General features: G+C 69.9%; 22 protein-coding genes and 2 pseudogenes. 10 read left to right on the plus strand and 14 right to left on the minus strand.

Annotated features, from left to right (window positions below; genetic code table 11):
• Positions 1-751 precede the first annotated feature (751 nt).
• On the minus strand, positions 752-1,408 hold the full coding sequence (locus ACGF5O_RS07955) for a hypothetical protein (protein WP_393809050.1): 657 nt from the start codon (positions 1,406-1,408) through the stop codon (positions 752-754).
• Between the two features lie 94 nt (positions 1,409-1,502).
• Between ACGF5O_RS07955 and ACGF5O_RS07960 the strand changes: the two are divergent.
• Positions 1,503-1,667 (plus strand): annotated as a pseudogene (locus tag ACGF5O_RS07960) (pirin family protein); the annotation flags it as partial.
• 175 nt (positions 1,668-1,842) lie between these two features.
• Here the strand turns inward: ACGF5O_RS07960 and ACGF5O_RS07965 are convergent.
• From ACGF5O_RS07965 to ACGF5O_RS07995, 7 genes are all read right to left on the minus strand, one after another.
• Positions 1,843-2,418, minus strand: coding sequence for a hypothetical protein (locus tag ACGF5O_RS07965; RefSeq protein ID WP_393809051.1), 576 nt, complete (start codon positions 2,416-2,418; stop codon positions 1,843-1,845).
• Entirely contained in the window at positions 2,415-3,809 is a 1,395-nt protein-coding gene (locus ACGF5O_RS07970) for a hypothetical protein (protein WP_393809052.1), read from the minus strand. Before ACGF5O_RS07970 ends, ACGF5O_RS07965 begins: the two co-directional genes overlap by 4 nt.
• Complete coding sequence (locus ACGF5O_RS07975) at positions 3,806-4,615, minus strand: ABC transporter ATP-binding protein (RefSeq protein ID WP_393809053.1); 810 nt, start codon at positions 4,613-4,615, stop codon at positions 3,806-3,808. Before ACGF5O_RS07975 ends, ACGF5O_RS07970 begins: the two co-directional genes overlap by 4 nt.
• Positions 4,616-4,647: 32 nt before the next feature.
• Complete coding sequence (locus tag ACGF5O_RS07980; protein WP_393809054.1) at positions 4,648-5,466, minus strand: zf-HC2 domain-containing protein; 819 nt, start codon at positions 5,464-5,466, stop codon at positions 4,648-4,650.
• Positions 5,463-5,966: an RNA polymerase sigma factor gene (locus ACGF5O_RS07985; RefSeq protein ID WP_393809556.1), complete on the minus strand. Its 504-nt coding sequence runs from the start codon at positions 5,964-5,966 to the stop codon at positions 5,463-5,465. The genes ACGF5O_RS07980 and ACGF5O_RS07985 overlap by 4 nt, the downstream gene beginning before the upstream one ends.
• A gap of 682 nt (positions 5,967-6,648) precedes the next feature.
• Entirely contained in the window at positions 6,649-7,482 is an 834-nt protein-coding gene (locus ACGF5O_RS07990) for an oxidoreductase (protein WP_393809055.1), read from the minus strand.
• 73 nt (positions 7,483-7,555) lie between these two features.
• Complete coding sequence (locus ACGF5O_RS07995) at positions 7,556-8,371, minus strand: SDR family oxidoreductase (protein ID WP_393809056.1); 816 nt, start codon at positions 8,369-8,371, stop codon at positions 7,556-7,558.
• A 198-nt stretch (positions 8,372-8,569) separates the two neighbouring features.
• Between ACGF5O_RS07995 and ACGF5O_RS08000 the strand changes: the two genes are divergently transcribed.
• The 3 genes from ACGF5O_RS08000 to ACGF5O_RS08010 all read left to right on the plus strand — a co-directional run bounded on the left by ACGF5O_RS08000 (position 8,570) and on the right by ACGF5O_RS08010 (position 11,977).
• Positions 8,570-9,574, plus strand: a complete 1,005-nt coding sequence (locus ACGF5O_RS08000) for an AraC family transcriptional regulator ligand-binding domain-containing protein (protein ID WP_393809057.1) — start codon at positions 8,570-8,572, stop codon at positions 9,572-9,574.
• Between the two features lie 165 nt (positions 9,575-9,739).
• A complete protein-coding gene (locus ACGF5O_RS08005; RefSeq protein WP_393809058.1) occupies positions 9,740-9,862 on the plus strand; it encodes a hypothetical protein in 123 nt (40 codons plus the stop codon).
• Positions 9,863-11,977, plus strand: coding sequence for a hypothetical protein (locus ACGF5O_RS08010; RefSeq protein WP_393809059.1), 2,115 nt, complete (start codon positions 9,863-9,865; stop codon positions 11,975-11,977).
• A gap of 252 nt (positions 11,978-12,229) precedes the next feature.
• Here ACGF5O_RS08010 and ACGF5O_RS08015 read toward each other — a convergent pair.
• Positions 12,230-12,439: pseudogene (locus ACGF5O_RS08015) on the minus strand (transposase); the annotation flags it as partial.
• A gap of 54 nt (positions 12,440-12,493) precedes the next feature.
• On the minus strand, positions 12,494-13,420 hold the full coding sequence (locus ACGF5O_RS08020; protein WP_393809060.1) for an NADP-dependent oxidoreductase: 927 nt from the start codon (positions 13,418-13,420) through the stop codon (positions 12,494-12,496).
• A gap of 50 nt (positions 13,421-13,470) precedes the next feature.
• On the opposite strand from ACGF5O_RS08020, the gene ACGF5O_RS08025 reads away from it, so the two are divergent.
• The gene (locus ACGF5O_RS08025; protein WP_393809061.1) at positions 13,471-14,097 is read left to right on the plus strand and encodes a TetR/AcrR family transcriptional regulator; all 627 of its coding nucleotides are present in this window, start codon (positions 13,471-13,473) and stop codon (positions 14,095-14,097) included.
• A gap of 339 nt (positions 14,098-14,436) precedes the next feature.
• Here the strand turns inward: ACGF5O_RS08025 and ACGF5O_RS08030 are convergent, their stop codons facing one another.
• Positions 14,437-15,777: an aminomethyl transferase family protein gene (locus ACGF5O_RS08030; RefSeq protein ID WP_393809062.1), complete on the minus strand. Its 1,341-nt coding sequence runs from the start codon at positions 15,775-15,777 to the stop codon at positions 14,437-14,439.
• A 160-nt stretch (positions 15,778-15,937) separates the two neighbouring features.
• Here ACGF5O_RS08030 and ACGF5O_RS08035 point away from each other — a divergent pair, with 160 nt between their 5' ends.
• Positions 15,938-16,435, plus strand: coding sequence for a MarR family winged helix-turn-helix transcriptional regulator (locus ACGF5O_RS08035; RefSeq protein WP_393809063.1), 498 nt, complete (start codon positions 15,938-15,940; stop codon positions 16,433-16,435).
• 79 nt (positions 16,436-16,514) lie between these two features.
• Here the strand turns inward: ACGF5O_RS08035 and ACGF5O_RS08040 are convergent, their stop codons facing one another.
• The 3 genes from ACGF5O_RS08040 to ACGF5O_RS08050 form a co-directional block, all read right to left on the minus strand.
• Entirely contained in the window at positions 16,515-17,447 is a 933-nt protein-coding gene (locus tag ACGF5O_RS08040; RefSeq protein ID WP_393809064.1) for a LysR family transcriptional regulator, read from the minus strand.
• Between the two features lie 189 nt (positions 17,448-17,636).
• Positions 17,637-18,242 (minus strand): GTP cyclohydrolase I FolE, encoded by a 606-nt coding sequence (folE, locus tag ACGF5O_RS08045; protein ID WP_393809065.1) that lies wholly within the window; start codon positions 18,240-18,242, stop codon positions 17,637-17,639.
• A 419-nt stretch (positions 18,243-18,661) separates the two neighbouring features.
• Positions 18,662-19,594 (minus strand): LacI family DNA-binding transcriptional regulator, encoded by a 933-nt coding sequence (locus tag ACGF5O_RS08050; RefSeq protein ID WP_393809066.1) that lies wholly within the window; start codon positions 19,592-19,594, stop codon positions 18,662-18,664.
• A gap of 349 nt (positions 19,595-19,943) precedes the next feature.
• On the opposite strand from ACGF5O_RS08050, the gene folP reads away from it, so the two are divergent.
• The 4 genes from folP (at position 19,944) to purU (ending at position 24,351) form a co-directional block, all read left to right on the plus strand.
• The gene (gene folP, locus ACGF5O_RS08055; protein ID WP_393809067.1) at positions 19,944-20,864 is read left to right on the plus strand and encodes a dihydropteroate synthase; all 921 of its coding nucleotides are present in this window, start codon (positions 19,944-19,946) and stop codon (positions 20,862-20,864) included.
• Positions 20,865-21,093: 229 nt separating this feature from the next.
• Positions 21,094-22,440, plus strand: a complete 1,347-nt coding sequence (locus ACGF5O_RS08060; protein WP_393809068.1) for an aminomethyl transferase family protein — start codon at positions 21,094-21,096, stop codon at positions 22,438-22,440.
• A 133-nt stretch (positions 22,441-22,573) separates the two neighbouring features.
• Positions 22,574-23,446, plus strand: coding sequence for a methylenetetrahydrofolate reductase (locus tag ACGF5O_RS08065; protein WP_393809557.1), 873 nt, complete (start codon positions 22,574-22,576; stop codon positions 23,444-23,446).
• Positions 23,443-24,351 carry a formyltetrahydrofolate deformylase gene (gene purU, locus ACGF5O_RS08070; protein ID WP_393809069.1) on the plus strand — a complete coding sequence of 303 codons (909 nt, stop codon included), beginning with the start codon at positions 23,443-23,445 and terminating at the stop codon, positions 24,349-24,351. The genes ACGF5O_RS08065 and purU overlap by 4 nt, the downstream gene beginning before the upstream one ends.
• Positions 24,352-24,429: the final 78 nt, after the last annotated feature.

Below are 24,429 nucleotides of genomic sequence, written 5' to 3' on the forward strand. Positions count from 1 at the left end.
GACCAGTGGCGTGTGCAAGCCAGCGAGGCACACTCGGCGCCTTCGCGTCCGGTCACGCCACGAGCAGCCTTCGAGAGAAGAGGGCCCGCAACATAGCCCAGGATCGCCGGTTGGCCAAACCGGCGAACATGCGCACCATGGTGGATGCAACGAGATGCCACCGACGGTCCAGAATAGCTGCAACAAAAATAATTGTGCCGACACCCGGAGGAAAATGTCTGGAGAATTTACGACCGCCCAAGAAACTGCCGAATATCTAAATGTATCGACTTCCTGGATATATCGAAATGCCACCCGCTCCGGGCTCACGCCTTACAGGTTCGCTGCAGGCGCCAACGCAAAATTCGTTTCAGGGTTTCGGAGGTCGAGGCTTGGATTCGACAACAACGCTCGCGCTAGGGTCGCACCGAAGACAAACGGGAATTCGGGTCGCCGGAACTGCCATTCAGGTGGGCCACATTGAACGGATTTTACACTTTTGCCTTCTTCACTGATTCGCGGGATGGGGTCATTCTTCAAGGAGTGCGGGCATCCGCAATCCCGATGACCAAAATGCCCCCACCTCTACAAGGTCCGCTATCTTCCGACGGCAGGAAAACAGGTACCTCAAGGCAATTCTGCTAGACGCCCAAAGACTTGGGTTGTTCGACGAGAGCCCCTTGGCCGGCGTGAAGGCCCCGATCTACGACCCAAAACGCGCAGTAATCCCATCTCCCGGGCAACTACAAACGATACGCGCCGCCGGCGATGATCAATTTCGGCTGATCACCGACTTGATGAGCGGCTGCGGCCTGCGTAACGCCGGCGGTACGTATCCCGCGCAGCTGTTCCGGGAGGGGATGACAGCCCGCGCGGGGTCGTACTGCGGCGCCTTCACCCCCGCCACAGGATTTTCGGGGTAGATACCGAGACGCTGGGCATCGAGGAGGATGGCGCGCAGTTTGTCGAAGGCGTTGGACTGGGTGGCCAGCCCGGCACCGTTGCGCTCCATGGTGCGGATGAAACCGTCGACGACCTTGTGGTCGAAGGAGTTCATACGCCGGCTGCCGAGCGCGGGATAGAGGTAATGCTCCAGCAGCGAGTCGAGGTGCTTGACCGACTGGGCGGCCAAATGCCGCTGGCCGGCCTTCCACTCCTCGGCATAGTCCGCGAAGCGCATCGCCCCGTACCTGCGGATGCGCTCCGCTCTCGGCTGCCCCTGCTTCGCCGTCTTCTTCTCATTGCAGACCTCCGTCAAACGCTCGATGGCCAAGCCCTTGTTCGCGAACCCGGACTCCTCCACCTGTTTGCCGGCGGCCGACCGGTACCGGATCGCGTAGGGGTGGGGGCACTTCGCCCATCGCGATTGCGGAAGCCCGCACTCCTTGAAGAAAGACCCCATGCCCCTGGGCAACGAACTCTGTGCCACGTCGAACCGACTCCCCACGACCGATGCTGACCTTTTGCTGACCAGCAGGGGTCTCGATCCCGCCTGACCAGCAGGAACAGCGATGGGGTTCGATATGTGGTGGAACGTCGTCGCCCGCACCCAGCAGGAGATCGAGCAGGCCCGCGAGGACTGGATGACCGGGTCGAGTTTCGGCGAGGTGAAGGGTTACGACGGCTCCCCGCTGCCGGCGCCCGCGCTGCCCCCGACCCCCCTCAAACCCCGCGGCCGGACGCGCTGACCTGCGCATACGCCAGCTCCCCATCGGCGACCAGCCGACGCCGGGGAGACGGGCGGCGTCGAACGCCTCCCAGCTCGAAGCGGCGGTCTCGAACGCCGCCGGTCCGGGCGGGAGCGTAAGCCACGACCTCGGCCGGGGCCGGTCCGGTGCCGGACCGGCGCGGCATCGCCACCCGTTACCGCCTCGGTCCCGCGACGGCGTAGGCCGCGCTGCCGACGACCGTGAGGACCAGGGCCGTCCAGGTGCCCGCTGCCGTGCCGGGAGGCAGCAGCAGCCACATCGCCGCCTCCATCCGCGCACTCGTCGGGGGCGGGGCGACGAACGAGAACGAGAGCCAGGCGAACGGCAGCGTCCATGCGTACTGGCCGCCCGAGAGCGCCGCGCCCAGGGCGACCAGTCCCATCAGGCCCGCGCTGTCCCGGACGACGAACGCGGTGGTGGCCATGGACGCGCCCATGGTCTGCAATGTCAGCGGCGCCGCGGCGACGACCGCGCCGGCGAGCAGCACGTGCGCCGTTCTGCGGGGTACCCAGCGGATCGCCGCCGTCCGGTCCAGCGCGAGGTCCTGCCCGCCGAGCCCGATCGAGAAGGCCATCGCCCCCGTGGCGAGGACGAGCACGGGCAGCCGTGGATCACCGGGGTCCGCGCCCTCGTCCCGGGCGAGTGCCCACACCGCCACCACGCCGATCACCAGCGCGGCGAGCGACGCGGGTACCTGACGCGAGCGTGCGTACAACGTCAGCCATCTCACCGGGACGCACCGCCGGACAGCACCTTGAACGGGTCGCCCTCGCAGGAGAGCGCGGCGGCGCGCATCGCGTTGATCCGCGAGAGCTGCTCGGACCGGGGAAGCGCCTTGAGTTTCTGCCACACCGGGCGGGTCTCGGATTCGACCTCGCGGCGCACACTTGTCGGCGTGCCGGGGAGCGGTTCGAGGTCCCCGAGGACCCAGCCCACCGCGATGGTCTGCGCGTACTGATCTCCCCCGAAGCTGCTCCAGCCGACAGGGGTGCACCCTGGCACCATGCCTTTGGCGATCAGAGCCCGGGTGAGCTCCTTGCCCTTCGCGGCGGCGACGATGTTGTCGTCGAAGTCGAGGAGCACGGTCCTGCGGGACCACTGCGGCGTGGAACCCTCCGGCAGTACGGCGGTGTTCTCCCGGACCGAGACCGGCGCCTGATCACCCAGGGCACCGTGCAGCAGCCGCAGCGCCTCCTTGCCGGGACCCGCGAGGTCCGCGAGTCGTGCCCGCTGCGTCTTCGTCACGCACACCGGGCCGTCGCACACCAGCTCCGCGGCGGCCTTGTCGACGACGTACATCCGGCGCGCGTCGGCGGGGAGGACGGGCAGGGCGATCGCCGCACCCGCCAGGACGGGCGCCAAGGCGGTCAGCCGGGCGCGCGGGGTCGCGGCGACGAGCAGCGCGAAGCCGGTCCCGGCCATGCCGAGCAGCCAGATCGTCTGCCCGACGTGCACGGAGGCGGAGAGCGTGACGAACGCCTCGCGCACGTCGTCCACCGTGGGTGCCAGCAGCGAGACCCGGTTCGGCTCCGTGCTCGGGAACCCGTCCGCCGTGTTCGTCTGCGTCCGGCCCAGCGACATGTGCATGACGGCTGTGAACACGAAGGCGCCCATGGCCAGCGCGGGCGGGGTGAGCGGGGACGGCAGGGTCCTCCCGGCCCCCATGCCCAGCACCGCCCCCGCGACGAGGAAGAGTGCCCCCACCAGCGAGATCGGCAGCCACCCGAAGTGCGTGTACTCGGTGTGGGCGAGCACCTGGACCCCACCCACGAGGACGAGGAGCGCAAAGGCCGAGGCCAGCGTGATCGCCGTCGCGCCCGCCAGGACGGCCGCGCGGTGCCGGGCGGGCCGCGGCGCGCTCGTCAGCAGCTCGGACATCTTCGAGCGGTGATCGCGCAGTCCCTGCAGCGCCCCGAGCCCCACGGTGAGCGGCCACAGGTAGAACAGCAGGGAGCGGGTCCACAGGGCCAGTGGTGTCCACTGGGCCGTCCACGCCGTGGTGCCGCTCCACCAGGCGCCGTTCACCAGGTACAGGAACGCCAGCGCCGGTACCAGGACCACGACACCGGCCCACGGGGCGACCGAACGCCTCAACTCGATACGCAGGACGCGGGCGTTCACCAAGTGCCCCTTCCCTGCTCGGGGTTGAGCAGCAGGGCCGAGTAGCCGCGCTCCAGCGGGCTGTCACCCACGTGTTCGGGGCCGCCCACCGAGGCCAGCTCGTCCGGAGGGCCCTGGAAGACCAGCCGGCCCTCGGTGAAGAGCACCACGTCGGTGCAGGCGGCGGCGACGTCCTCCACCAGATGGGTCGAGACGAGCACGCAGGCGTCCGTACCCAACTCCTGCAGCAGCTCGCGGAAGCGCAGCCGCTGCGCCGGGTCCAGGCCGACCGTCGGCTCGTCGAGCAGCAGGATCGCCGGATCGTTGACGATGGCCTGGGCGATACCGACCCTGCGCACCATGCCGCCGGACAGGGCCTTCATCCTCTCGTCGGCGCGGTCCGCCAGACCCACCCGCTCCACGGCACGCTGCACCGCAGCGGGGATGTCCGCTTTGGGCACCTCCTTCAGCCACGCCATGTACTCGACGAACTCGCGCACCGTGAAGCGCTTGTAGTAGCCGAACTCCTGCGGCAGATAGCCGATCCGGCGGCGTACCGCACGGTGCTCGCCCATGCCGCCCACGGACTCGCCGAGCAGCTCCAGGCTGCCCTCGGTGGGGCGCAGTACGGTGGCCAGCGTCCGGATGAGGGTGGTCTTGCCCGCCCCGTTCGGGCCGAGGAGTCCGTGGACGCCGGTGCCCAGCGACAGGTCGAGGCCGTCGACGGCCATCCGTTTCCTGCCGACCCTGACCTTCAGTCCGGTTGCCTGGATCTCCCAGGCGTAGGCCGTCGGTGCGATGTCGGCCGCGCTCACGGCGGACGTCATACGGTGTTCCTTTCCCCTGTTCCTTCCGATGGTCATCGATGAGCTCCCAGCACGGTGTACGCGCCTCTGCGGGCGATCACGACACCGATACCGATCGCGAGGATCAGCCCCCACGCGGGCAGACCGCCCGTCTGCAGAGCGAAGGCCGTACGGCTGGTGGCCAGGGTCGGCGCCACGACCACGGCGGCCCAGACAGCGGCCAGCACGACGGCTGCGCGGGTCACCCCGACGAGACCGCCGAGCGCCAGGGTCGTCGAGGTGAAGGCCAGACAGGGCATCAGCCACTGGGCCACCATCACCCCCGTCGCCCAACCGCCCACCAGCAGCACGGGGACGACCACGGCAAGCACGGACGCGGTGCGGCGCAGCACCAGATAGAGCCCGGCCCTGGGCACCGAGGCCGTCAGTTCGTACGCGGGGTCCAGACCACGCGACCAGGACGCCGCGACGCCGAGCACGGGCAGGACCGGCGCGAACAACAGCACCAACGACACCCCGCCGGAGCCCGTGTCGGACAGATCGAGCAGCAGGGCCAGCAGCGTCACGCCCACGACCATGGCCAGCCACGGCACCATCGTCGGCGTCATCCACCTCGACAGCGGCGCCGACCAGCCCCGTCGGCGCGGCATCGTGGCAGTGACCGCGAGTCGGGGTTCCAGGCCGGACCACACGGTGTCGACCAGCGACGCCACGGCGGGCACCCCGGCACCGACAGCGGCGGACAACCGGTCACGGCACACCCGGCACAGCTCCAGATGCGCCTCCACGGCCCACACCTCGTCGGCGGAGAGGCCCGCGCCACCGCGCGCATACCCCTCGATGATCCGCTTCGACGCGTGTTCGACACTCATGCCAGCGCCCTCCGCATCTCGATACGGGCCCGGCGGGCACGGGTCTTGACCGTGCCCTCGGGCAGCCCGAGCAGCACCGCGGTCTCACGGACGGACAGCCCGTCGAGCACCATGGCCTGCAGTACCTGTCTCAACTCCGGCGCGAGGCACCTCAGTGCGTCCCCGACATCACCGTCGACGGTGCCCGCGAGCGCCAACTCCTCGGCGGCGGGCGCCGCCTCGGGCACGACTGCGGCCGGCGGCGGGTCCGCGTGGTGCGCCCTGCGCCGGAACGCGTCGACGAGGCGGCGCGCCGCGATCGTCCACAGCCAGCCGGTGGCCGTCCCTCCGACCGCGGTCCCGGCGAAGGCACCCGCCGCGCGCCAGACCGCCAAGTAGGTCTCCTGCATGACCTCCGCGACGATCTGCTCGTCCACACACCGGCGGCGCAGCCGCACCGCCATCCACGGCGACGTACGCCGGTACAACTCCTCGAACGCGGCACGGTCGCCCTTTGCCACCAGCCGGACGAGACCCTCCTCGTCCACCTCGTGCAGCGCTGCTCCGACTGATCTCACACCTGCTAGACGCCCGGCCCGCGCGACAGGTTTTCCCATTGCCGTGATCCACGTCACACAGAGAGCCATACCGTCTCGGCCTTCGGGCGAGCTCGGTCGTCTTCGCCCGCGGCGGCTCCAGCCTGCCGCGCACCGAGGCGTCCAGGCCCGTCCCCTCGCCGACCGGCCTGACCTGCACCGGCCCGTCGGCCTCCCGCACGGTCGCCGGGATCCTGCGGCAGTCGCCGGGCAACGCGCCCTCATCGGCCGCGTCGCCGCGGTGCGGTGCGGTGCGGGATGAGCGGCACTGCCCGCCCTGCCACCTTCCGACGCCCCGCTGCGTGATCCCCGCGCTCGGCCACGACGCGTTGCCGGCGGACCCCGGAATCATGCGGGCGGTGGCCCGCGATCATCGCGTCCCCGTGTTCGCCCCGGGCCGCCTCTCATGTCTGGGCGTGTACCCGGACGTGCTGGAAGCGGGGACGGTCCGGGTGGGCGACACGATCACGCTGGACGCAGCGGCATGGTCTCTTCCCGCGGACAGACACCCCGGATGCAGGTGAGCTGTTCATCGCGGGCTGTAGTGAGGTTGACGCAGATGGCCCGCGCTACAGCGGCCGGGGCGCGCCGAGCAGGGGCGGGGCGGTCAGCGGGGAAGGTTCATGGCGCGGGACATCAGGGCGTCGAAGGCGCGATCGGACAGGACGCGCCGCAGGCCGATGAGAGGGCGGGCGCTGAAGCCGGTGGCGTAGCGGGTCCTGGGCCGGCGTGCTGTGACGGCCTTGCCGACGGCGTCGGCGATGACGGTGGGCGGGGACATGCGCTTGGCCATGGTCTCGGAGCGCAACGAGGCAGCGACGGCCTTGGCCTGGCCGGAGTAGGCCCCCGAGGCCGAGGACTTCTCCAGATGGTCGGCGGCGATGCCGCCCCACTCGGTACGGATGCCGCCGGGTTCGATGACGACGACGTCGATGCCGAAGGGCTTGACCTCCAGCCGCAGGCAGTCGCTGAGAGCTTCGAGGGCGAACTTCGTGCCGTGGTACCAGCCGCCGAGCGGGGTGTGGATCTTCCCGCCCATCGAGGTGATGTTGACGACGGTCCCGCTGCGCCGGGCGCGCATGTGGGGCAGGACGATCTGGGTCAGGCGGACGGCGCCGAAGACGTTGACGTCGAACTGGCGGCGAGCCTCGTCCTGCCCGACATCCTCCAATGCCCCGTACGAGCCGTATCCGGCGTTGTTGACCAGGACGTCGATGCGGCCCGTCTCGGAAATGACGCGGTCGACGCCGTTCCTCATGGAGTCGTCGTCGGTGACGTCCATCGCCAGCGGGCGCACGCCGTGTTCGGCGAGCCTGGCCAGGCGGTCGGTGCGGCGGGCCGCTCCGTAGACGGTGTAGCCGAGGCCGATCAGCTTGAGGGCGGTCGCTTCGCCGATGCCGGAGGAGGCGCCGGTCACGAGGGCGGTCTTGGTGGTGGTCATGAGGTCCTCAGAGTCAGAAGAGTCAGAAGGGGAGGGTGGGCTCGTCGGTGCCCACTGGTCAGATGGCCGCTGGTCAGATGCCGAACTGGGTCCTGATGCCGCCGATGAAGGTGGCGTCGTCGGTGGCGGTGCGGTGCGCGATCAGCTCGGTGGCGCCCTGGCCCGCGGGGTAGCGCAGCCGGTCGGTGCCGTCGGTCGCCGCCCGGTAGACGGTCTCGGCGACGACTTCGGGCTTGTCGGCGCCGGCGGCCACCTGCGTCTGCGCCGTGCGGAATGCCCGGACGAACTCCTGGTACTCGGCGAGGGACTCGTCGTTGGTGAAGTCGAAGGAGCGGCCGCCGAAGTCGGTGTCGACGATGCCCGGCTCGACGATCTTGACCTTGACGCCGATCTCGGCGAGCTCGTAGTGCAGGGCCTCGCTCAGCCCTTCGACGGCGAACTTGGTGCCGTGGTAGAGGGTGCCGAGCGGGAAGGTGACCTTGCCGCCGATCGAGGAGATGTTGATGACGGTGCCGCTGCCGTTCGCCCGCAGGTGCGGCAGGACCGCCTTGGTCGTCTCCAGCAGGCCCAGGACGTTCACGTCGAACTGCCGGCGGGCCTTGTCCATCGGGATCGCCTCCAGCAGTCCGTAGGCGCCGTAGCCCGCGTTGTTGAGCAGCACGTCGATCCGGCCGAACCGCTCCAGGCCGGCCGCGACGGCCGCGGTGATCGAGGCGGAGTCCTGCACGTCGAGGCGGGTGACGAGGACGTTGTCGAGCGCGGTGAGCTCGGTCTCCCGCTCGGGGCCGCGCATCGTGGCGATCACGTTCCAGCCCTGCTCGTGGAAGTGCCGCGCGCTCGCCCGGCCGATGCCGCTCGAGCTGCCGGTGATGAGGATGGTCCTGGTCATGGCCGTCTCCGGTTTCTTCGTCGTGGCCACCTCTGCGGTGGGCTCGTGGCTTCCACGCTAGGCGGGGAATCGCGACAAAGAACTAGCGGAAGACGCCTGCCTTCTTGCCATTCGCGCCACCCTGGGGTGGCGTCTTCTGCGTGCCGATTGGCGCCCATGGCATCTCGGCCTCCGCGCGCGGGCGCCTAACCTGGGGGCATGGCATCGAAGCAGTCGTTCACCCTGGACCCGGGAACCCGTGCGCTCCTGCACGACCTCGGGATCTCCGTCGCCCGCGTGCTGCGGCGGGCGCAACTCCCGGCCGGCTTCTTCGCCCACGGCGCGGTCACGATGACGACCGAGGAGTACTACCGGTTCTGGGGCGCGCTCGACGCCGAGGCCGCGGACCCCGACTTCGCGGCGAGGATCGGGCGAACCCTGTCCGCCGAGGCGTTCAACCCGCCGATCTTCGCGGCGCTGTGCAGCGCGAACCTGCGCACCGCGGCCGACCGCATCGCCACCTTCAAACCGCTCATCGGCCCGGTCGGCCTCGATGTCGCTTCCGGCCCCACCGGGCTCACGATCGCGTTCCACTGGCCCGAGGGGCCGACACCTCCCCCGCTCCTCGTCTCCGGCGAACTCGCCTTCTGGGTGGCGCTGGCGCGCATCGGCACCCGGCACGAGGTGATCCCGACCCGCGTCGCCATGCGGCACGCCCCGCCGCCGTCGGCCGAGACGACCTCCTACTTCGGCACGCGAATCCGCGAGGGCGAGACCGACGCCGTCACCTTCTCCGCCGAGGACGCCGCGCTCCCGTTCCTCACCGAGGACGAGTCCATGTGGAACTTCTTCGTACCGGAACTGCGCCGCCGGCTGTCCGAGCTCGAAGCCTCCGCCACCACGGCCGACCGGGTGCGCGCCGCGCTCCACGAGCGCCTGCCCGCAGGCGAGAGCTCCATCAACGCCATCGCCGCCCAGCTCATGCTCAGCCCCCGCACCCTCCAGCGACAGCTCCAGGCCGAGGGCACCAGCTACCAGGCCGTCCTCAGCGACACCCGGGAGAAGCTCGCCCGCCGCTACCTCGCGGACCACTCCCTCCCCACCTCACAGGTCGCCTACCTCCTCGCCTACGACGACACCAATTCCTTCTACCGGGCCTTCCGCCGCTGGACCGGACTCACGCCGGAAGCCGCACGCACCGGCAACCGCCTCACCCCCGCCTGACCGGCGAACCAACCCTCGCCCCACGACCGGACGCACGGTGGTGACCCATGTGCAGGGTTGAGCATCAGAACTGTCGGTTCGGGCCAGCCACAGCGCTCAGTCACCACAGCTGAAACGCGGCGCTCATGCGGGTGCGCCGACGGTGAAGGACGGCCACGTTCCAGCGTGTCGGCCTGGGTGAAGCGCCTGCCCCCGCCGGACTCGGGCACCCCGGCCCGCTCGAAGACGGCGGTCGACCGGCTGATCGTGCGCTGTGAGGTCTCCCTCCGGGAGCCGATGCAGTGGTGAATGCCTTACGAGACCGTCGCGCGAACCGAGGAAATCCTGGGCATCGACGTCGACGAACTGAACCTCGCCGGGCGCCGGGCCCAGGTGAGCGCCAAGGGCGCGGTCGTGGGCCGCCGGGGCGGCCAGGCGCGCGAGGACTTCGCGCTGGAGACCGTCCCCTGGGACGCCGGCACTGCCCCGGCTGCTGCCCTGCGGCCGATCGAGGACATCTTCCCGGGTATCGACTGGCGCGACATTTCACCGGTCTGCGCCCAGACCCGCCTCACTTCGGTCGAAACGGTCGCCTTGGCAGGTGATATCTGCCAGCCTGATGGCGGAACTTGGCCAACTCGGGCCGAATTCATACTAGTTGGACGTCTCGCAGGGGGGACGATGGCGACACCGCAGGAGCCGCAGGTTCAGAAGGAGAAAAAGCGCAAGGCGCTGGACTCGGACCAGTCCGTGGTCAAGCCGGACAAGCCGGCCAAGCGCCCGAAGGCAGCCGCGCCCAGCGGCATCTCGCTCGCAACGGCGCGGACCTTGAGTCTGCTTCCCAAGGCGCTGCCGAGGTCGGTACGAGGGTACGTGGCCGATCAGGCCGAGGCGCTGTGGACACTGCTGGAGAGCGACGACGACCGGCCGGAGCTCGTCGCCCGGCGCACCGCGTACGACTTGTTCCCGAGGGAAGTGATCACTCTCGGGAACCCGAGGCTGCGGATGACGGAGCCGCCGACCAAGCTCGTCAAGAAGGAGACCACGAAGGGCCTCCAGGAGTTCCGGGGCGAGCAGAACTTCATCCTCGTCCCGCACGCCGGCGCCTGGCACCAGACCCTGATCAGCTCAGGTCAGGCGCTGAAGGTGGCGCGCCGGGACCTGCAGTTACTCAACCACATCTCGCAGTCACTCCTCGTCTACGTGGCCGAACGCAAGGCGCCGACCCATGAGATCGAGGCGATGGCCGTCAACAACCGGATCCTGGTCAGCGCCAACGACCTGCCCGCCTTCGAGGAGCTGTGCGGGATCGACGACCTGGCGGAGGTACTGACGCACATACCGGCCGGTGGCGACGCGCAGATCCGGGGGAAGGCACGCAAGCTCGCCGAGCTGATGGAGGCGCTGGCCACGAACGTCCGCCCCGACGGCTTCGACGACGCCCGCGCCGCCCGCGGGGTGCAGCGGCTGGTCCAGCTCGCCACCGACTGCCTGGTGGTCGAGGAGCAGCGCGACCCGGTGCGGGCGATCCTGGCCACCTTGCACAGAGCCCGGACCGGCGATCCAGCTGCCCGGAAGGTGATCGACGTCCGGAACCCGTCCGGTGCGCCCGCAGCCACCGGTCCGACCGATAAGAAGGCCGAGGAGCCGACGCCGGACTTCGCGCGGCTCCTCACCTCCCCCGAGTACGAGGGACGCATTCTCGCGGTCCCGCCGATCGAGGGCTCCCACGCCGAGCAGAACCTCGTGCTCGCCCTGATCATGAGCGGCCGCAAGATCCAGGCCTCCGTAGCCGGCGGCAAGCGCCCCTGCACGGTGTGCTGGCTGACGCTGAGCCTGACCCGCTTGCACGGATTCCAGCTCTGCTTCGGCAACCGCCCGGGCGGTTTCTGGAACACCGTCACCGAGAAGGGCCTGCACCAGATCGCCGAGCAACTCGGCATCACCGACACGGAAACCCTCCAGGCGAAGCTCACCGAGATCGCCAGCGGCTCGCTGGACGTCCCGAAGCTACGCCAGTACGTCACCAGTCTGAGCGCCGCCGTGCCGGGGGTGGTCGTCGACCTTGACGAGGAGGTCGACCGGCACGCGATCCGCGAGCCGGGATTCTCGACGGCGCAGCTGACGCAGTCGTACGGCGACGAGATGAACGAGGATCCGAGCCCGCCGCGGCTGTTCCCGACCGACGCCGAGGCGGACACGGGCACTGCCGTCTCCTTGCCGTCGCCAGATGTCCTGAAGAGCGAACTCGTGCGGCTCGCGGGCGAAGTCGACGAGGACGACCTGGAGGAGGACGACCTCAGCGACCTGAGCGAGGAGGAGAAGCCCCGAGAGACGGCGTCGGCGCCGGATGACCCCGGTGAGCGCCTCCGCATCGACGGTGAGACCTCGGACGACGAGGGCGAGTCGATGAGCGAGGGCTGACGCCCTTCCGGGGGTACATCCTGCACAAGGAGGGTGTCGAGGTAATCAGCCTCCTGCACAAGGACATCGGCCCGATCGTGAGCCGGTCCATAGACCCGCGCACCGTCTTCAACGACCACCCGGCTGCCTGGTCCTCCCTCGGCACCCCTCCCTCCATCCGGACACCGCGCGGCCGGCAACCCCGAAGCACTCCTGCCGCGGCGCCGGCGAAGGCCGGTACTCCGCGTACCGCCGCCCGACGCCAGTGCCGCATCAGGCAACGTTCGCTCTGGTGACTACGTCGCGGAGGCGTTCGTCGGCGGCGTGCTTGTTCCGCCAGATGACGCAGCGGCGGATCATGCTGCCCTGCTCCTTGTGGCCGGCGTGATCCGTGCCGTCCAGCGCGAAGCGGCGCGGGGCGGTGAACCGAGCCTCGATACGGTTCAGCCAGGAGCTGTTGGCCGGCGTGCAGGCGAACTCGACGAGCATCCGAACGGCGCGTCACATCACCACAGTGCACAGGTGCTCTGATGCACACTAGAGGGTAAGTACGATCTTTCCCCGGGCGTGGCCGGTCTCGCTCAGCTGGTGTGCTGCAGCCGCGTTCTCGAGGGTGAAGGCGGCTGCCACCGGCACAGTGAAGCGGCCCTGCCGGGCGAGAGTGGCGGCCACGGCGAGTCCTTCGACGGCCTGCGGGTCCGCGCCGGGGCCCGCCGAGCGGGACAGGTGTACCCCGTACTTCGCGGCGTTCAGGTCGGCGACCGTTATCACCCGGTCCGGGCTTCCTGCGAGGTCCACCAGATCGGGCAGCGAGCCGGATCCGGCGCAGTCCAGGACGACGTCGACTCCGTCCGGAGCCAGTGCGGTGACCCGTTCGCGCAATCCGGGGCCGTAGCTGGTCGGTGTCGCCCCCAGTCCCGCGACGAACGCGTGGTTGCGTGCGCCGGCCGTACCGAAGACGTGCGCGCCGCGGGCCGCCGCGAGCTGGATGGCGACAGTGCCGACCCCGCCCGCGGCGCCCTCGATCAGCAGGGTCGTGCCGGCCGTGACCTGTAGCCGGTCGAGGGCACGCGTGGCGGTTTCGATGTTCGCGGCGGCGCCGGCCTGCTCCCAGCTCAGCGCGTCCGGCTTCGGCGCCCAGGCTGCCAGGACGGCGTACTCGGCGTTCGCACCGCCGCGCTCGGCGAGATCGACGATGCCGAAGACCTCGTCGCCCGGCCGGATACCGGTGACGCCTGGGCCGACCTCGTCGACCACACCCGCAGCGTCCACGCCGAGGACGTGGGGCAGGCGCAGCGGCATCATGTCGCGGAACCGGCCTGAGCGGAGGTAGCAGTCGGCGGGAGTGACGCCAGAGGCCTTTACGGCCACCCGGATGCGGCCTGGCCCCGCGTGCGGTTCCGGCATGTCGGCGACCTCGAGGACGCTCGCGGGACCGTACTCGGAGAATTGCAGTGCTCTCATGGCGCCGGACGCTATCGGAGCGCCCCGTCCGCTTGGCTAAAGTGAGAGCGGTGACGAACCGTTTGCCTCACTCCCTGCGCGCCGATGCCCGGGACAACCGCGAGCGCATCCTCGCTGTGACGCGCACCGTATTCGCCGCGGAGGGGCTGGACGTGGCGATGCGCGAGATCGCGCGGCGTGCCGAGGTCGGCCCCGCGACCCTCTACCGGCACTTTCCGACCAAAGAGGCGCTGGTCACCGAGGTATTCACCGAGCAGATGGCGGCCTGCACCGCCATCGTCGACGAGGGGCTGGCCGATCCGGAGCCATGGCGCGGCTTTTGTCGGGTGATTGAGAAAGTGTGCGAACTGCACGCACAAGACCGGGGCTTCACGGCTGCGTTCGTCTCGGCTTTCCCCCGCGCGATCGACTTCGCTGCGGCCCGGGAGCGGGCACTGGGCAAGGTCGCCGAGCTCGCCCGCCGGGCCAAGGCGGCGGGCGGACTGCGCCCGGACTTCGTCCTGGACGACCTGATCATGGTGCTCATGGCCAACGGCGGCATCCGAACCACATCGCCGGCCACTGCGGTGGCCGCCTCTCGGCGCTTCGCCGCGCTGCTGATACAGGGCATGCAGGCCGAGCCGGCCATGCCGCCGCTGCCTCCCGCGGTCCGGCTGCCACTGACAGTTGTGACCTAGCGCGCACCGGGCAACACCGGGAGAGCCCTCGGCGGGTGGCCACTTCTTCACGCGGGCGCCAACTCCCGCCGGGGTGCCTTGTGTTATGACCGTAACCGGCCGGACCGTAACCGGCCGGACCGCAGCCGGTGAGCGGCGTAGGGTATCCCGCCAGCCGCCCCGTCGCGCAGCCGATCGGTGAACCGCCCGGCACCCCGCACAGCACGTGATGCCCGATGTGCGCCGCCACCTTCGGATCCAGGCCTCCCACTCCAGCTGCCCATCACCGAGCGGGAGGCCAGGCGTGTGCCGAGACCGAGTCGGCTTGGCGCACGCACACGAGGGAGTTGCGTCCGAAGGTCAGTGCTTGTTCGGGAAGGGGCGTGACATGACCGTGCCGCGGATTCGGGTCTGGGTGTGCCGCTCGACGGCCGGGTTCGGAGAGCCCCCGTCAGGCTCGCCCCAGACGATCTCCACCTCGTCGCCGACCGCCGCGCTCGGATCGATCGTGCCCAGGGAGATCCAGCCGCGCACGTTCGAGGAGTACACGGTGAGCATGGCCGCGCCGACGAGCTCCCCGCTCTTCTCCACACGGTCGAACTGGCAGGCCGTGTAGAACGCCGCGGGCATCTCCAGGTATTTGAAGCGGTCGTTGCCCTGCTCGTACATGCTCGCGAAGATGCCCGCCACGTCGTCACGGTTCCAGAGCACCCACGCCTTGCGACGGTGCGGCTGATCCTTGATCTGTTCGAGTCCTTCGCGACCGATGAAGTCGTGGTCGAAATTGACGATGTGGCCGTAGCCGAGGTCCCAGGGGGTGGTGTAGTAGTCCTCGATCCGGTCCGAGACATGACTGCCGGCGAGCGTGAGGTTGCCCTCGAAGGAGCGTGCGGGCATCCAGTCCCGGAACGCCTTCATGTCCTCGCCGGTGTAGGTCGCCGGCAGGGTGTTGGCGATCCATCCGGACTCGGTGGCCACGGAGGCGTAGGCACGGCCGCCGATCTGGCGCAGCCCGTACTCGGCGCCGGCCTCCAGGATCCGGTCCCGGACCGCCTCGAAGTCAGCGTAGGGCCCGGTGAATTCGTAGCCGGGGAAGCCGGACATCCGGTGGTTGAGGGCCCTGACCTCGTGAGGACCCACCTTGAAGCGCCCCATGTGGAAGAAGGGGATGTCGGGCATCGGGCCGCCGTTGACCTTCTCGAAGACGGCGGCGGCGTAAGGCCCCTGGAGCTGGAGCCGGAACAGGTCCCGGCCCTTGGGGTTGTTCACGGTGCGTTCGTCACGCCGGACCGTGACGTCCCAGCCGCCCGTGGCCGCGTGGAACTCGACCCAGTTCAGGGCCGGCGGCCTGCCGACGATCCGGACATCGTGGTCGCCGACGCAGAAGAGAATGCAGTCGCCGATCATGTAGCCGTCAGGCCGGACGGCGATCAGCTGCTTGGCGCTGTCCGGCCCGAAACCCTCGAAGCTGTTCGCGCCGATGGACTCCAGCAGCTTGTAGGTGTCGGGCCCCTGGAGCACCAGGTCGGTCATGTGATGCGACAGGTCCATCAGCGCCGCGCTGTTGCGCCACGCCTCCTGCTCGTCGCGCCAGTTGGTGAACTCGGGCTTGATGGGGAACGGGTACGCGCCGGAGCGCCCCTGCCGGAGCAGCGCGAGGGCTCCTCCAGCGTTGTTGATCTCTTCTTCGAGACTGGCCATGGCAGTCCTCCCGCATCACTGTCGCGCGGCCTCGTCGCCGCACTGACGGGGCCAAGCTATATCAGATGACTGAAGACTTTGAAGATGCCTGAAACAATGGCTTCAGGTCGGCCGTACGAACGGGGTGGACAATGGAGCCCTCGCGAAATGGAGGTTGTCGATGGCGTCGGCGACGGGCGGGCCTGGTCCCGCATGGCAGGACGGGTTCCCACATGCGCTCTGGCGGGCCCAGCAGGCGGTGCACCGCCACACCCAGTCCGCGATCGAGGGCCTGGGAGTCACGCTGACCCAGCTCGGGCTCGCCGTCCACCTCGACGAACTCGGCCTCATGTCCGCGTCGGACCTGGCCCGCCTCTTCCGCCTCACCCCCCAGAGCGTGACCACGGCGCTGGCCCAGCTGGAACGCCTGGGCTGGGTCCGCCGCCTGCCGCACCCCGTGCACAAGCGCGTCATCCTCCACGAACTCACCGAGACCGGGCTCACCGGCGTCGCCGACGGCCGGGCCCGCATCATCCGGGCCGACGCCGCGCTCACCGAGGTCCTCGGCGCCGAGGACCGGGCGGCGACCATGGCGACCCTCCGGAGGCTGACCGTCGCACTGGAAGGCGAAGATCCGTCACCGGCCGCCCTGTGGCCCGTGGCCCGTACGACCACGTGACCATGCGGTGCCGCACCTTCGCCGGCCGGCACCTCGGGCCCGGTCCGCGGGCAGACGGCGCCGCGGCGGCAGCGCGGGGTCAGAACCCGGGCGGCGCGTCCTCGGCCGCCGGCACGGGTGCGGGATGCTCCTTGTACCAGCGGGCCAGGTAGTCGAGGAAGACGGAGATCTTCCGGGGAGTGAGCCGCCCCGGGCCGTAGACCGCGTACAGCGGCCGCTCGGGAACACCGTGGCCGGGCAGCACGATGCGCAACCGGCCCGCCAGCAGGTCCTCGTGCGCCGACCGTACGGGGAGCAGGGCGACGCCGCGTCCGTGCACCGCCGCCTTCTGCAGCGCGAGGTAGGAGTTGGAGGTGTAGGCGACGTTGCGGATCTTGTGCAGCGTGGAGGTGTGCCCGCGGCCGAACCGCCACACCGGCTCGTTGCTGTGCACGAGGCAGTCGTGCGACGCCAGATCGTTGGGGTGGGTGACAACCCCCCGCGCCGCGAGGTACCCCGGCGCTGCACACAGGACGAAGGGCAGTGACGTGATCTTCTTCAGGTGCACGCTGGAGTCACGCAGGTCCCGGGTGTGCAGCGCGACGTCGAAGCCGCTGTCCAGGAAGTCGTAGGTACGGTCGGACAGTCCGCCCAGTTCGAAGCGTACGGAGATCTTGGGATGCGCGGCGGAGAAGGCGGCGATCGCGTCCCCCAGGTCGAGGCTGCCGATCCACTTGGGAGCGACCACCCCGAGGTGCCCTTCCGCGCGGTCGTGGATACCGGCGATGTTCGCGTCCTCCGCCTCGATCTCCTTGAGGATGCGGGTGGCGAACTCGGCGTAGCGCAGTCCGGTCTCGGTGAGGCTGACGGAACGGGCGGTTCTGTTGACGAGACGGACGCCGATCTGCCGCTCCAGCTCCGCCACATGGCGCGACACCAGCGATCCCGAGGAGCTGAGATTCTTGGCGGCCCGGCTGAAGCTGCCGACCTGCGCCACGGCGACGAAACTGCGCATCAGAAGCATGCGGTCCATGAAGTTCCTCCCGTCGGCCCGGGCGCCGGCATCCCTCCGCCGCCGGGTCGGGTGTGGGGTGATGAGCGGGTGCGGCTCTGTCGGATCCCTTACGGGACAGCGCTCGACGGGACACTACTTAATCGTTCTAGTAACGTAACAGAGACAATCCCCCTTGGCGACGGCCGGTCTCGTGGAGCATCACACGGTTCAGCGGGACAGGATGAGGCTCATCGCCTCGGCGCGGGTCGCGGGGTCGCGCAGTTGTCCCCGTACGGCGGATGTGGTCGTTCGCGCGCCGGGCTTGCGTATGCCCCGGGCTGACATGCACATGTGTTCGGCCTCGACGACCACGATGGCACCCTGCGCCTCCAGGATGCGGGTCAGCGCGTCGGCGATCTGGGTGGTGAGGCGTTCCTGCACCTGGGGGCGGCGGGCGAAGACGTCTACCAGGCGGGCGAGCTTGGACAGCCCCGTGATCTTCCCGCTGGCCGCCGGGATGTAGCCGACATGGGCCACACCGCGGAACGGCAGGAGGTGATGTTCGCATACGCTCACGATGTCGATGTCCTTGACCAGCACCATTTCGTCGTGGCCCAGGTCGAAGGTCGTGGTCAGGACCTCCTCAGGCGACTGGCGCAGGCCCACCAGGAGTTCGTGGTACGCCCGCGCCACCCGGGCCGGGGTGTCGCGCAGCCCCTCCCGGTCCGGGTCCTCGCCCACCGCGATGAGGAGTTCGCGGACGGCAAGCTCGGCGCGGTGGCCGTCGAAGCGGGTGTCCGCGTGCCCGTTCAGGGCCGTTGCCAGGTCAGTCATCGGTTTCTCGTCTCCGTGGCCGCGCGAACGCACGGGTGGGCAGGGCCGGGGTGGGCGTCGGGGGTCCGGAATCAGCAGGGCCGTGGGTCTGTGGCGGGCGACCGTACGGCCCCGAGCGGGGCATCCGCCGTGCGCGGCTTGTCCGTCCCGGGGCCCGCGAGGTCCGCGGACCGCTCCCGGACATCGCTGCGAGGGCACACCGTCGCGCTGCCCTCGACGAGCGGGACCGGGGCTCCATGGCCGAGTCGCCTGCCTGCGGTGGCGTGGACTGTACCCGGACGCCACCGTTCCTGGAGGACGGCCGAGCGCACGGTCTCCACACACAATGTTGCCGACACCGGTCGCCCTGACTGGTCCTCGCCCGCCCCCTCTCCGGGAGCTCCCGACACGGCCGCACGTCCCTCGCGGACGCGCCTCGGTCAGACCGACTGGCGCACGATGATCCTCGCCGGTACGGGCCGCAGGCCGGCGGTGTCGAGCCCCAGGGCGATTCGTGCGCCGAGACGCCCGTGGGCCTCCGCGTCGATGTGCACCGTGGTGAGCGAGGGAGCGGCGAGTTCGCCGTACTCGGTGTCGTCGAAACCTATGACGGCGAGGTCACCCGGCACACTGCGGCCGAGTTCGCGCAGGGAAGCCAGGACACGCAGGGCGACATCGTCGTTGAAACCGGCGATGGCCGTGACCTCGGGCGTGCCTGCGAGAAGAGTCGCCACGGCGCCGTCGCAGGCCGACCGGCTCTCGGGGACGACGAACGAACCCGGGACGGGAATCCCCAGTTCCCGTGCCGCCTGGCCGGTGAAGCGCAGGCGGGCCGCACCCAGGGGTGACCCGTCGGCCGGAAGGGCCAGGGCCATGTGCGTGTGACCGCGTTCGGCCAGGTGCCTGATCTGCAGGGCGCAGTGCGCCGCCAGTCCGTCCTGCCAGCCACGCCCTTGGTCCTCCAGTTCATGGCCCGTGAGATAGGACTCGCCGAAGTGGATGACAGCGCGGGGCACGATGGCGTCCAGCACCCTCTGGGTGGCACTCGGCGTATCCCGGCCGTGACGGACGAGCAGAACATGACCATGGGCGGCGAGTTCGTCGTCGAGCCCCTGGACGTAGCTGCGGGAGTAGTTGCCTTCCATGCTGGAATCGATGGTGAGGATCACCACGCGAGAGGCCCCCTCGCGCAGGGCCCGGGCCACGCCGTGGGGTACGTAGCCGAGGTCGCGCGCGGCCTGCCTCACCCGGTCCCGGGTGGCGGCCGAGATCGTCTGACGAGGATCGTCGTTGAGGACGAAGCTGACGGTGGCGCGGGACACTCCGCTGGCCGCCGCGACGTCATTGAGCGTGACCCTTCGGGAAGCGCTCATCCCCCTCCTCCCATACGGTTGCGATCGCCGACCTGCTGCCATCGCCGACGCGCCCACATTGTAGGAGCCTCACCAGGACCGATGACTGGCCGTCACCGTGTGGGAGCCGGTGGGGCCATGGGAGGCGGCCCGGCTTCGGGCCGAAACCCCTCCTGCGTGGCCCCCTCGGTATCCGGAGCCGTCGTCGCACGCAAGGTGAGTTTTCGGCCCGTGCGCGGTGAACGACCCTACGATCGGTGACGCATCGGGCTAGAACGATTGAGCGCGAGCCTGTGATGTCACCGCACCATCGACCCCGTTGTCCAGGGCGCGCGCTCGGCGCCCCGCGGCCCGAGGAGGTCACCTCGTCATGACCGCAATCCCCACGAAGTCGTCGTCCGCCGCCGCACCTCCCTTCGGCGGGGCGTCCCGGCGGAACCGGTGCCTGGTGATGGGCATCCTCAACGTGACGCCGGACTCCTTCTCCGACGGAGGGCACCACACGGACGTTCGCCAGGCGGTCCGGCGGGGGATCGCGATGGCCGAGGAGGGCGCCGACCTCGTCGATGTCGGCGGGGAGTCGACCCGTCCCGGCGCCCGGCCCGTGCCCGTGGCGGAGGAGCTGGCCCGGGTCGTGCCCGTGGTGCGGGGGTTGGCGCGCGCGGAAGTGCGGGTCAGCGTCGACACCATGCACGCGACGGTCGCCCGGGCGGCCGTCGAGGCCGGCGCCTGTCTGGTCAACGACGTCAGCGGCGGCCTCGCCGACCCGGACATGGCGGCCACCGTCGCCGTTGCCGGCGTGCCGTACGTCGCCATGCACTGGCGCGCGCCGAGCCGGGACATGGACCGGCACGCGGTGTACCAGGATGTCGTGGCCGAAGTGACGGCCGAACTACTGTGCCGCGTCGAGAAGTTGACTGCGGCCGGGATCGCCCCGGAGCGGATTGCGCTCGACCCGGGGCTCGGTTTCGCCAAGCGACCGGCCCATGACTGGGAACTGCTGACAAGGCTGCCGGCACTCTGCGCCCTCGGCTTCCCGGTCCTGGTGGGCGCGTCCCGGAAGCGGTTCATCGGTGCCGCCCTCGGCGCCTACGGCAGCGGCGAGCCACCACCACCGGGAATGCGGGACGCGGCCACGGCCGCCGTGTCGGCCCTCGCCGCCACCGCCGGGGCCGCGTGCGTGCGCGTTCACGACGTTCCTGCCAGCCTCGACGCGGTCCGCATGGCCGCCGCCTGGTCCGGCAGCCAGCCCGATGCACCACACCCCGCACCGTTCGCCGTACGCAACTAAAGCGTGCGCCGCACAGACCTCGCCAAGCCGAGAACCCTGCTGCTAACTTCCCGCTAGATCGATTAAGTTACCCGCACATGTCAGCCCTGGATCATTTCGATCAAAGATCAATCGACCCACGGGCCGTTTCCGTCAGATCGCCCCAGCAAACCCACCCCGAACCGATTCCAGTGCGGCAGGACGCCGTGACTAAATCGATTAAGCCAAGCGGGTGGCCGGAAGGAGCCGCATGACCATCCCCAGCCTCCAGGACGGCATCGACAAGGCCGGTTCGCCCGTCGGGCTGTTGTGGAAGCCCGGTGCCGAGCCGTGGACGCCCGAGGTCGTCGCCCGCGAGTACACGGGCTGGCGGCAGGAGCAGGCGGCGTGGCACGAGGGCGTCGCCCTGCTGAACCTCTCGCACCACATGTACGACATGTGGATCGAGGGCCCGGACGCCACCCGGGTGCTGGCCGATCACGGCGCCAACAACTTCGAGAGGTTCGCGATCGGCCAGGCCAAGCAGTACGTACCGGTCACCCGCAGCGGCCATATCGTCACCGACGGGATCCTGGCCCGCGAGGCCGAGAACAGGTACCTGCTCAGCGGCATCCCGGCGGCGCAGCACTGGGTGCAGTTCCACGCGGAGCAGGGCGGTTACGACGTTGTCTTCGAGACCGACGCCTCCAGCGCCTTCCGCCCCGGCGGCGGCGACCCGAAGCTGTTCCGCTACCAGATCCAGGGCCCGCTGGCCGTGGAACTCATCGAACGCGTCTTCGGCGGCCTGCTCCCCGAGACCAAGTTCTTCCACTCCACCCCGGTCACCCTGGACGGCCGTACCTTCAGGGCTCTGCGCCACGGCATGGCCGGCCAGGCCGGGTTCGAGTTCATCGGACCCTGGGAGCACGCCGCCTACGTCCATGAGGCGTTCCTCAAGGCCGGCGAGCCGCTCGGCCTGATCCAGGTCGGCGCGCTGGCCTACGCGACGCCCAGCGTGGAGAGCGGCTGGATCCCCTCCCCCGTACCCGGCATCTACAGCGACCCGGAGCTCGCGGACTACCGCAAGTGGCTGCCCCTGTACGGCATCGAGGGCCAGCGCCCGCTGAGCGGCAGCTGCTACTCGCCCGACATCGAGAACCACTACGTCTCCCCGTACGAGCTCGGCTACGGGAAGATGATCCACTTCGGCCACGACTTCCTGGGCCGGGACGCCCTGCTGAAGGCGAAGGACCGGGAACTGCGCCAGAAGGTCACCGTGATGCTGGACGAGGGCGATGTGCGCCGGGTCCTCGGTGACGGCGCCGACCCCGGTTTCGTGCTCAGCTACGCCCGGCACCGGGTGGAGAACGGAGCGGGCGACCTGGTGGGCGTGACCATGCAGTCCGCGTCGATCGACCCGGTCGGCACCGTGCTGGCGCAGACCCTGATCGAGGCCTCGCACGCCGCGCCCGGCAGCCGGGTGAGCATCGCCTGGGGTGAGCACCCCGGTGCCGGCACCGACCCCGACGCCGACCTCGGCTTCCCGCGGATCCGCGGCACGGTCCACCCGAGCCCGTTCAACCAGCACGCCCGCACCCTGTACCGCCGCAACGCCTGATCACACCGAACCCGGCGGGAGCGTCCGGGACTTCGCAAAGCCCGGCCGGCGCGGCCGGGGCGAGGTCTCCCGGACGCGTCCGTTCACCCCCTGGTGTCCGAAAATCGGCGTCAAATGTTCGACAAGGAGCATGATGACCCCCGTCAACTCGACCTCGGCGGCGGTGAGTACATCACTGCTGGAGGACTTCTCCCTGGAGATGACCGGCAAGGACGTCCCCAAACTGGAGGAGGCCCGCGACACCATCCCCCAGGGCACCCGCATCAACGTCACCTTCCTCGGCAACGAGGACCTGCGGATGCGACTCGACGCGGCCCGCACGGTCAAGCGGCTCGGATTCGTGCCGGTGCCCCACTTCTCCGCCCGGCGGCTGGGCTCCCGCGCCGACTTCGAGCAGTTCCTGACGGGCCTGCGCACCGACGGCACCTGCGACAACGTCTTCGCCGTCGGCGGTGACCCGGCCCGCCCCGAGGGCCCCTACGAGGACTCCCTCTCCCTGATCGAGTCCGGCCTGCTCCAGGAGTACGGCGTCCGGCACGTCGGCATCGGCGGCTACCCGGAGGGCCACCCCGCCATACCCGGCGACGTCCTGTGGTCCGTCCTGCGCGACAAGGACGCCGCGCTCGCCGCACAGGGCCTGGACGGCAGCGTCATCACCCAGTTCGGCTTCGACGTCGACCCCGTCCTCACCTGGATCGAGCGGGTCCGCGCCGAGGGCATCGCCCTCCCGGTCCGCATCGGCGTCCCCGGCCCGGCCGGCGTCCGGCGCCTGATGGGCTACGCCGCCCGGTTCGGCGTCGGCACCAGCGCCTCCATCGCCAAGAAGTACGGTCTCTCGCTCACCAACCTGATGGGCACCGCGGGCCCCGACAGGTTCCTGCACGCCCTGGCGGAGGGTTACGACCCGGCCCGCCACGGCGAGGTGAAGATCCACTTCTACACGTTCGGCGGGCTCAAGGCCACCTCCGAATGGATCAACCGGTTCAGGAAGGAAGCTCTCGCATGACGATCACGCAGACCGGGCCCGCCGGCGATGCCAAGAAGAGCCGGGAGGCGGACCCTCAGGCGTCGCTGATCGTCCAGGGCGCCGACGCCACCGGCATCGTCGCCGCGGTGACCTCGGTGCTGAGCGAGCACGGCGCAAATATCGTCTCCCTCGACCAGTACTCCGACAACCCGCAGGGCGGCGCCTTCTTCCAACGCACCGTCTTCACCCTCCCCGGCCTCCAGGCCGTCCTGCCCGCGCTGCGCTCCGACCTCGACGCGCACCTGGCGGACAGGTTCGGGCTGCGCTGCACCCTGCGCGACATGTCGGCGCCCAAGCGCGTCGCGATCTTCGCGTCCAGGTCCGACCACTGCCTGCTCGACCTGCTCTGGCGCCACCGGCAGGGCCAACTCCCGGTCAGCATCCCCATGGTGATCTCCAACCATCCCGATCTGGCCGAGGAGGTCCGCTCGTTCGGGATCCCCTTCTTCCACGTCCCCTGCCAGGGCGCGGACAAGTCGGCGGCCGAGGCGGAACACCTGCGCCTGCTCAAGGACAACGTCGACTTCGTCATCCTGGCCCGCTACATGCAGATCCTCTCCGGCGACTTCATCGAGAAGGCGGGAGTGCCGATCATCAACATCCACCACTCCTTCCTGCCGGCCTTCATCGGCGCCGGACCGTACGCCAAGGCCAGGCAACGGGGCGTGAAGCTGGTCGGGGCCACCGCCCACTACGTCACCGAGGACCTCGACGAGGGCCCGATCATCGAGCAGGACGTCGTCCGCGTCACCCACGCCCACACCGCCGCCGACCTCACCCGGCGCGGCGCCGACGTGGAACGCGCGGTCCTCTCCCGCGCCGTGCTCTGGCACGCCGAGGACCGGGTGATCCGCGACGGCAACCACACCATCGTCTTCGCCTAGCGGCCCCTCCCGTTCCGGCACGAGAACCGCCCAGTACGGGAGACGCGCCCGGGCCACGGCTGTGCCCGCAGGGCCCGG

Source organism: Streptomyces sp. NPDC048291, from assembly GCF_043201715.1.
Taxonomy (GTDB): Bacteria; Actinomycetota; Actinomycetes; order Streptomycetales; family Streptomycetaceae; genus Streptomyces.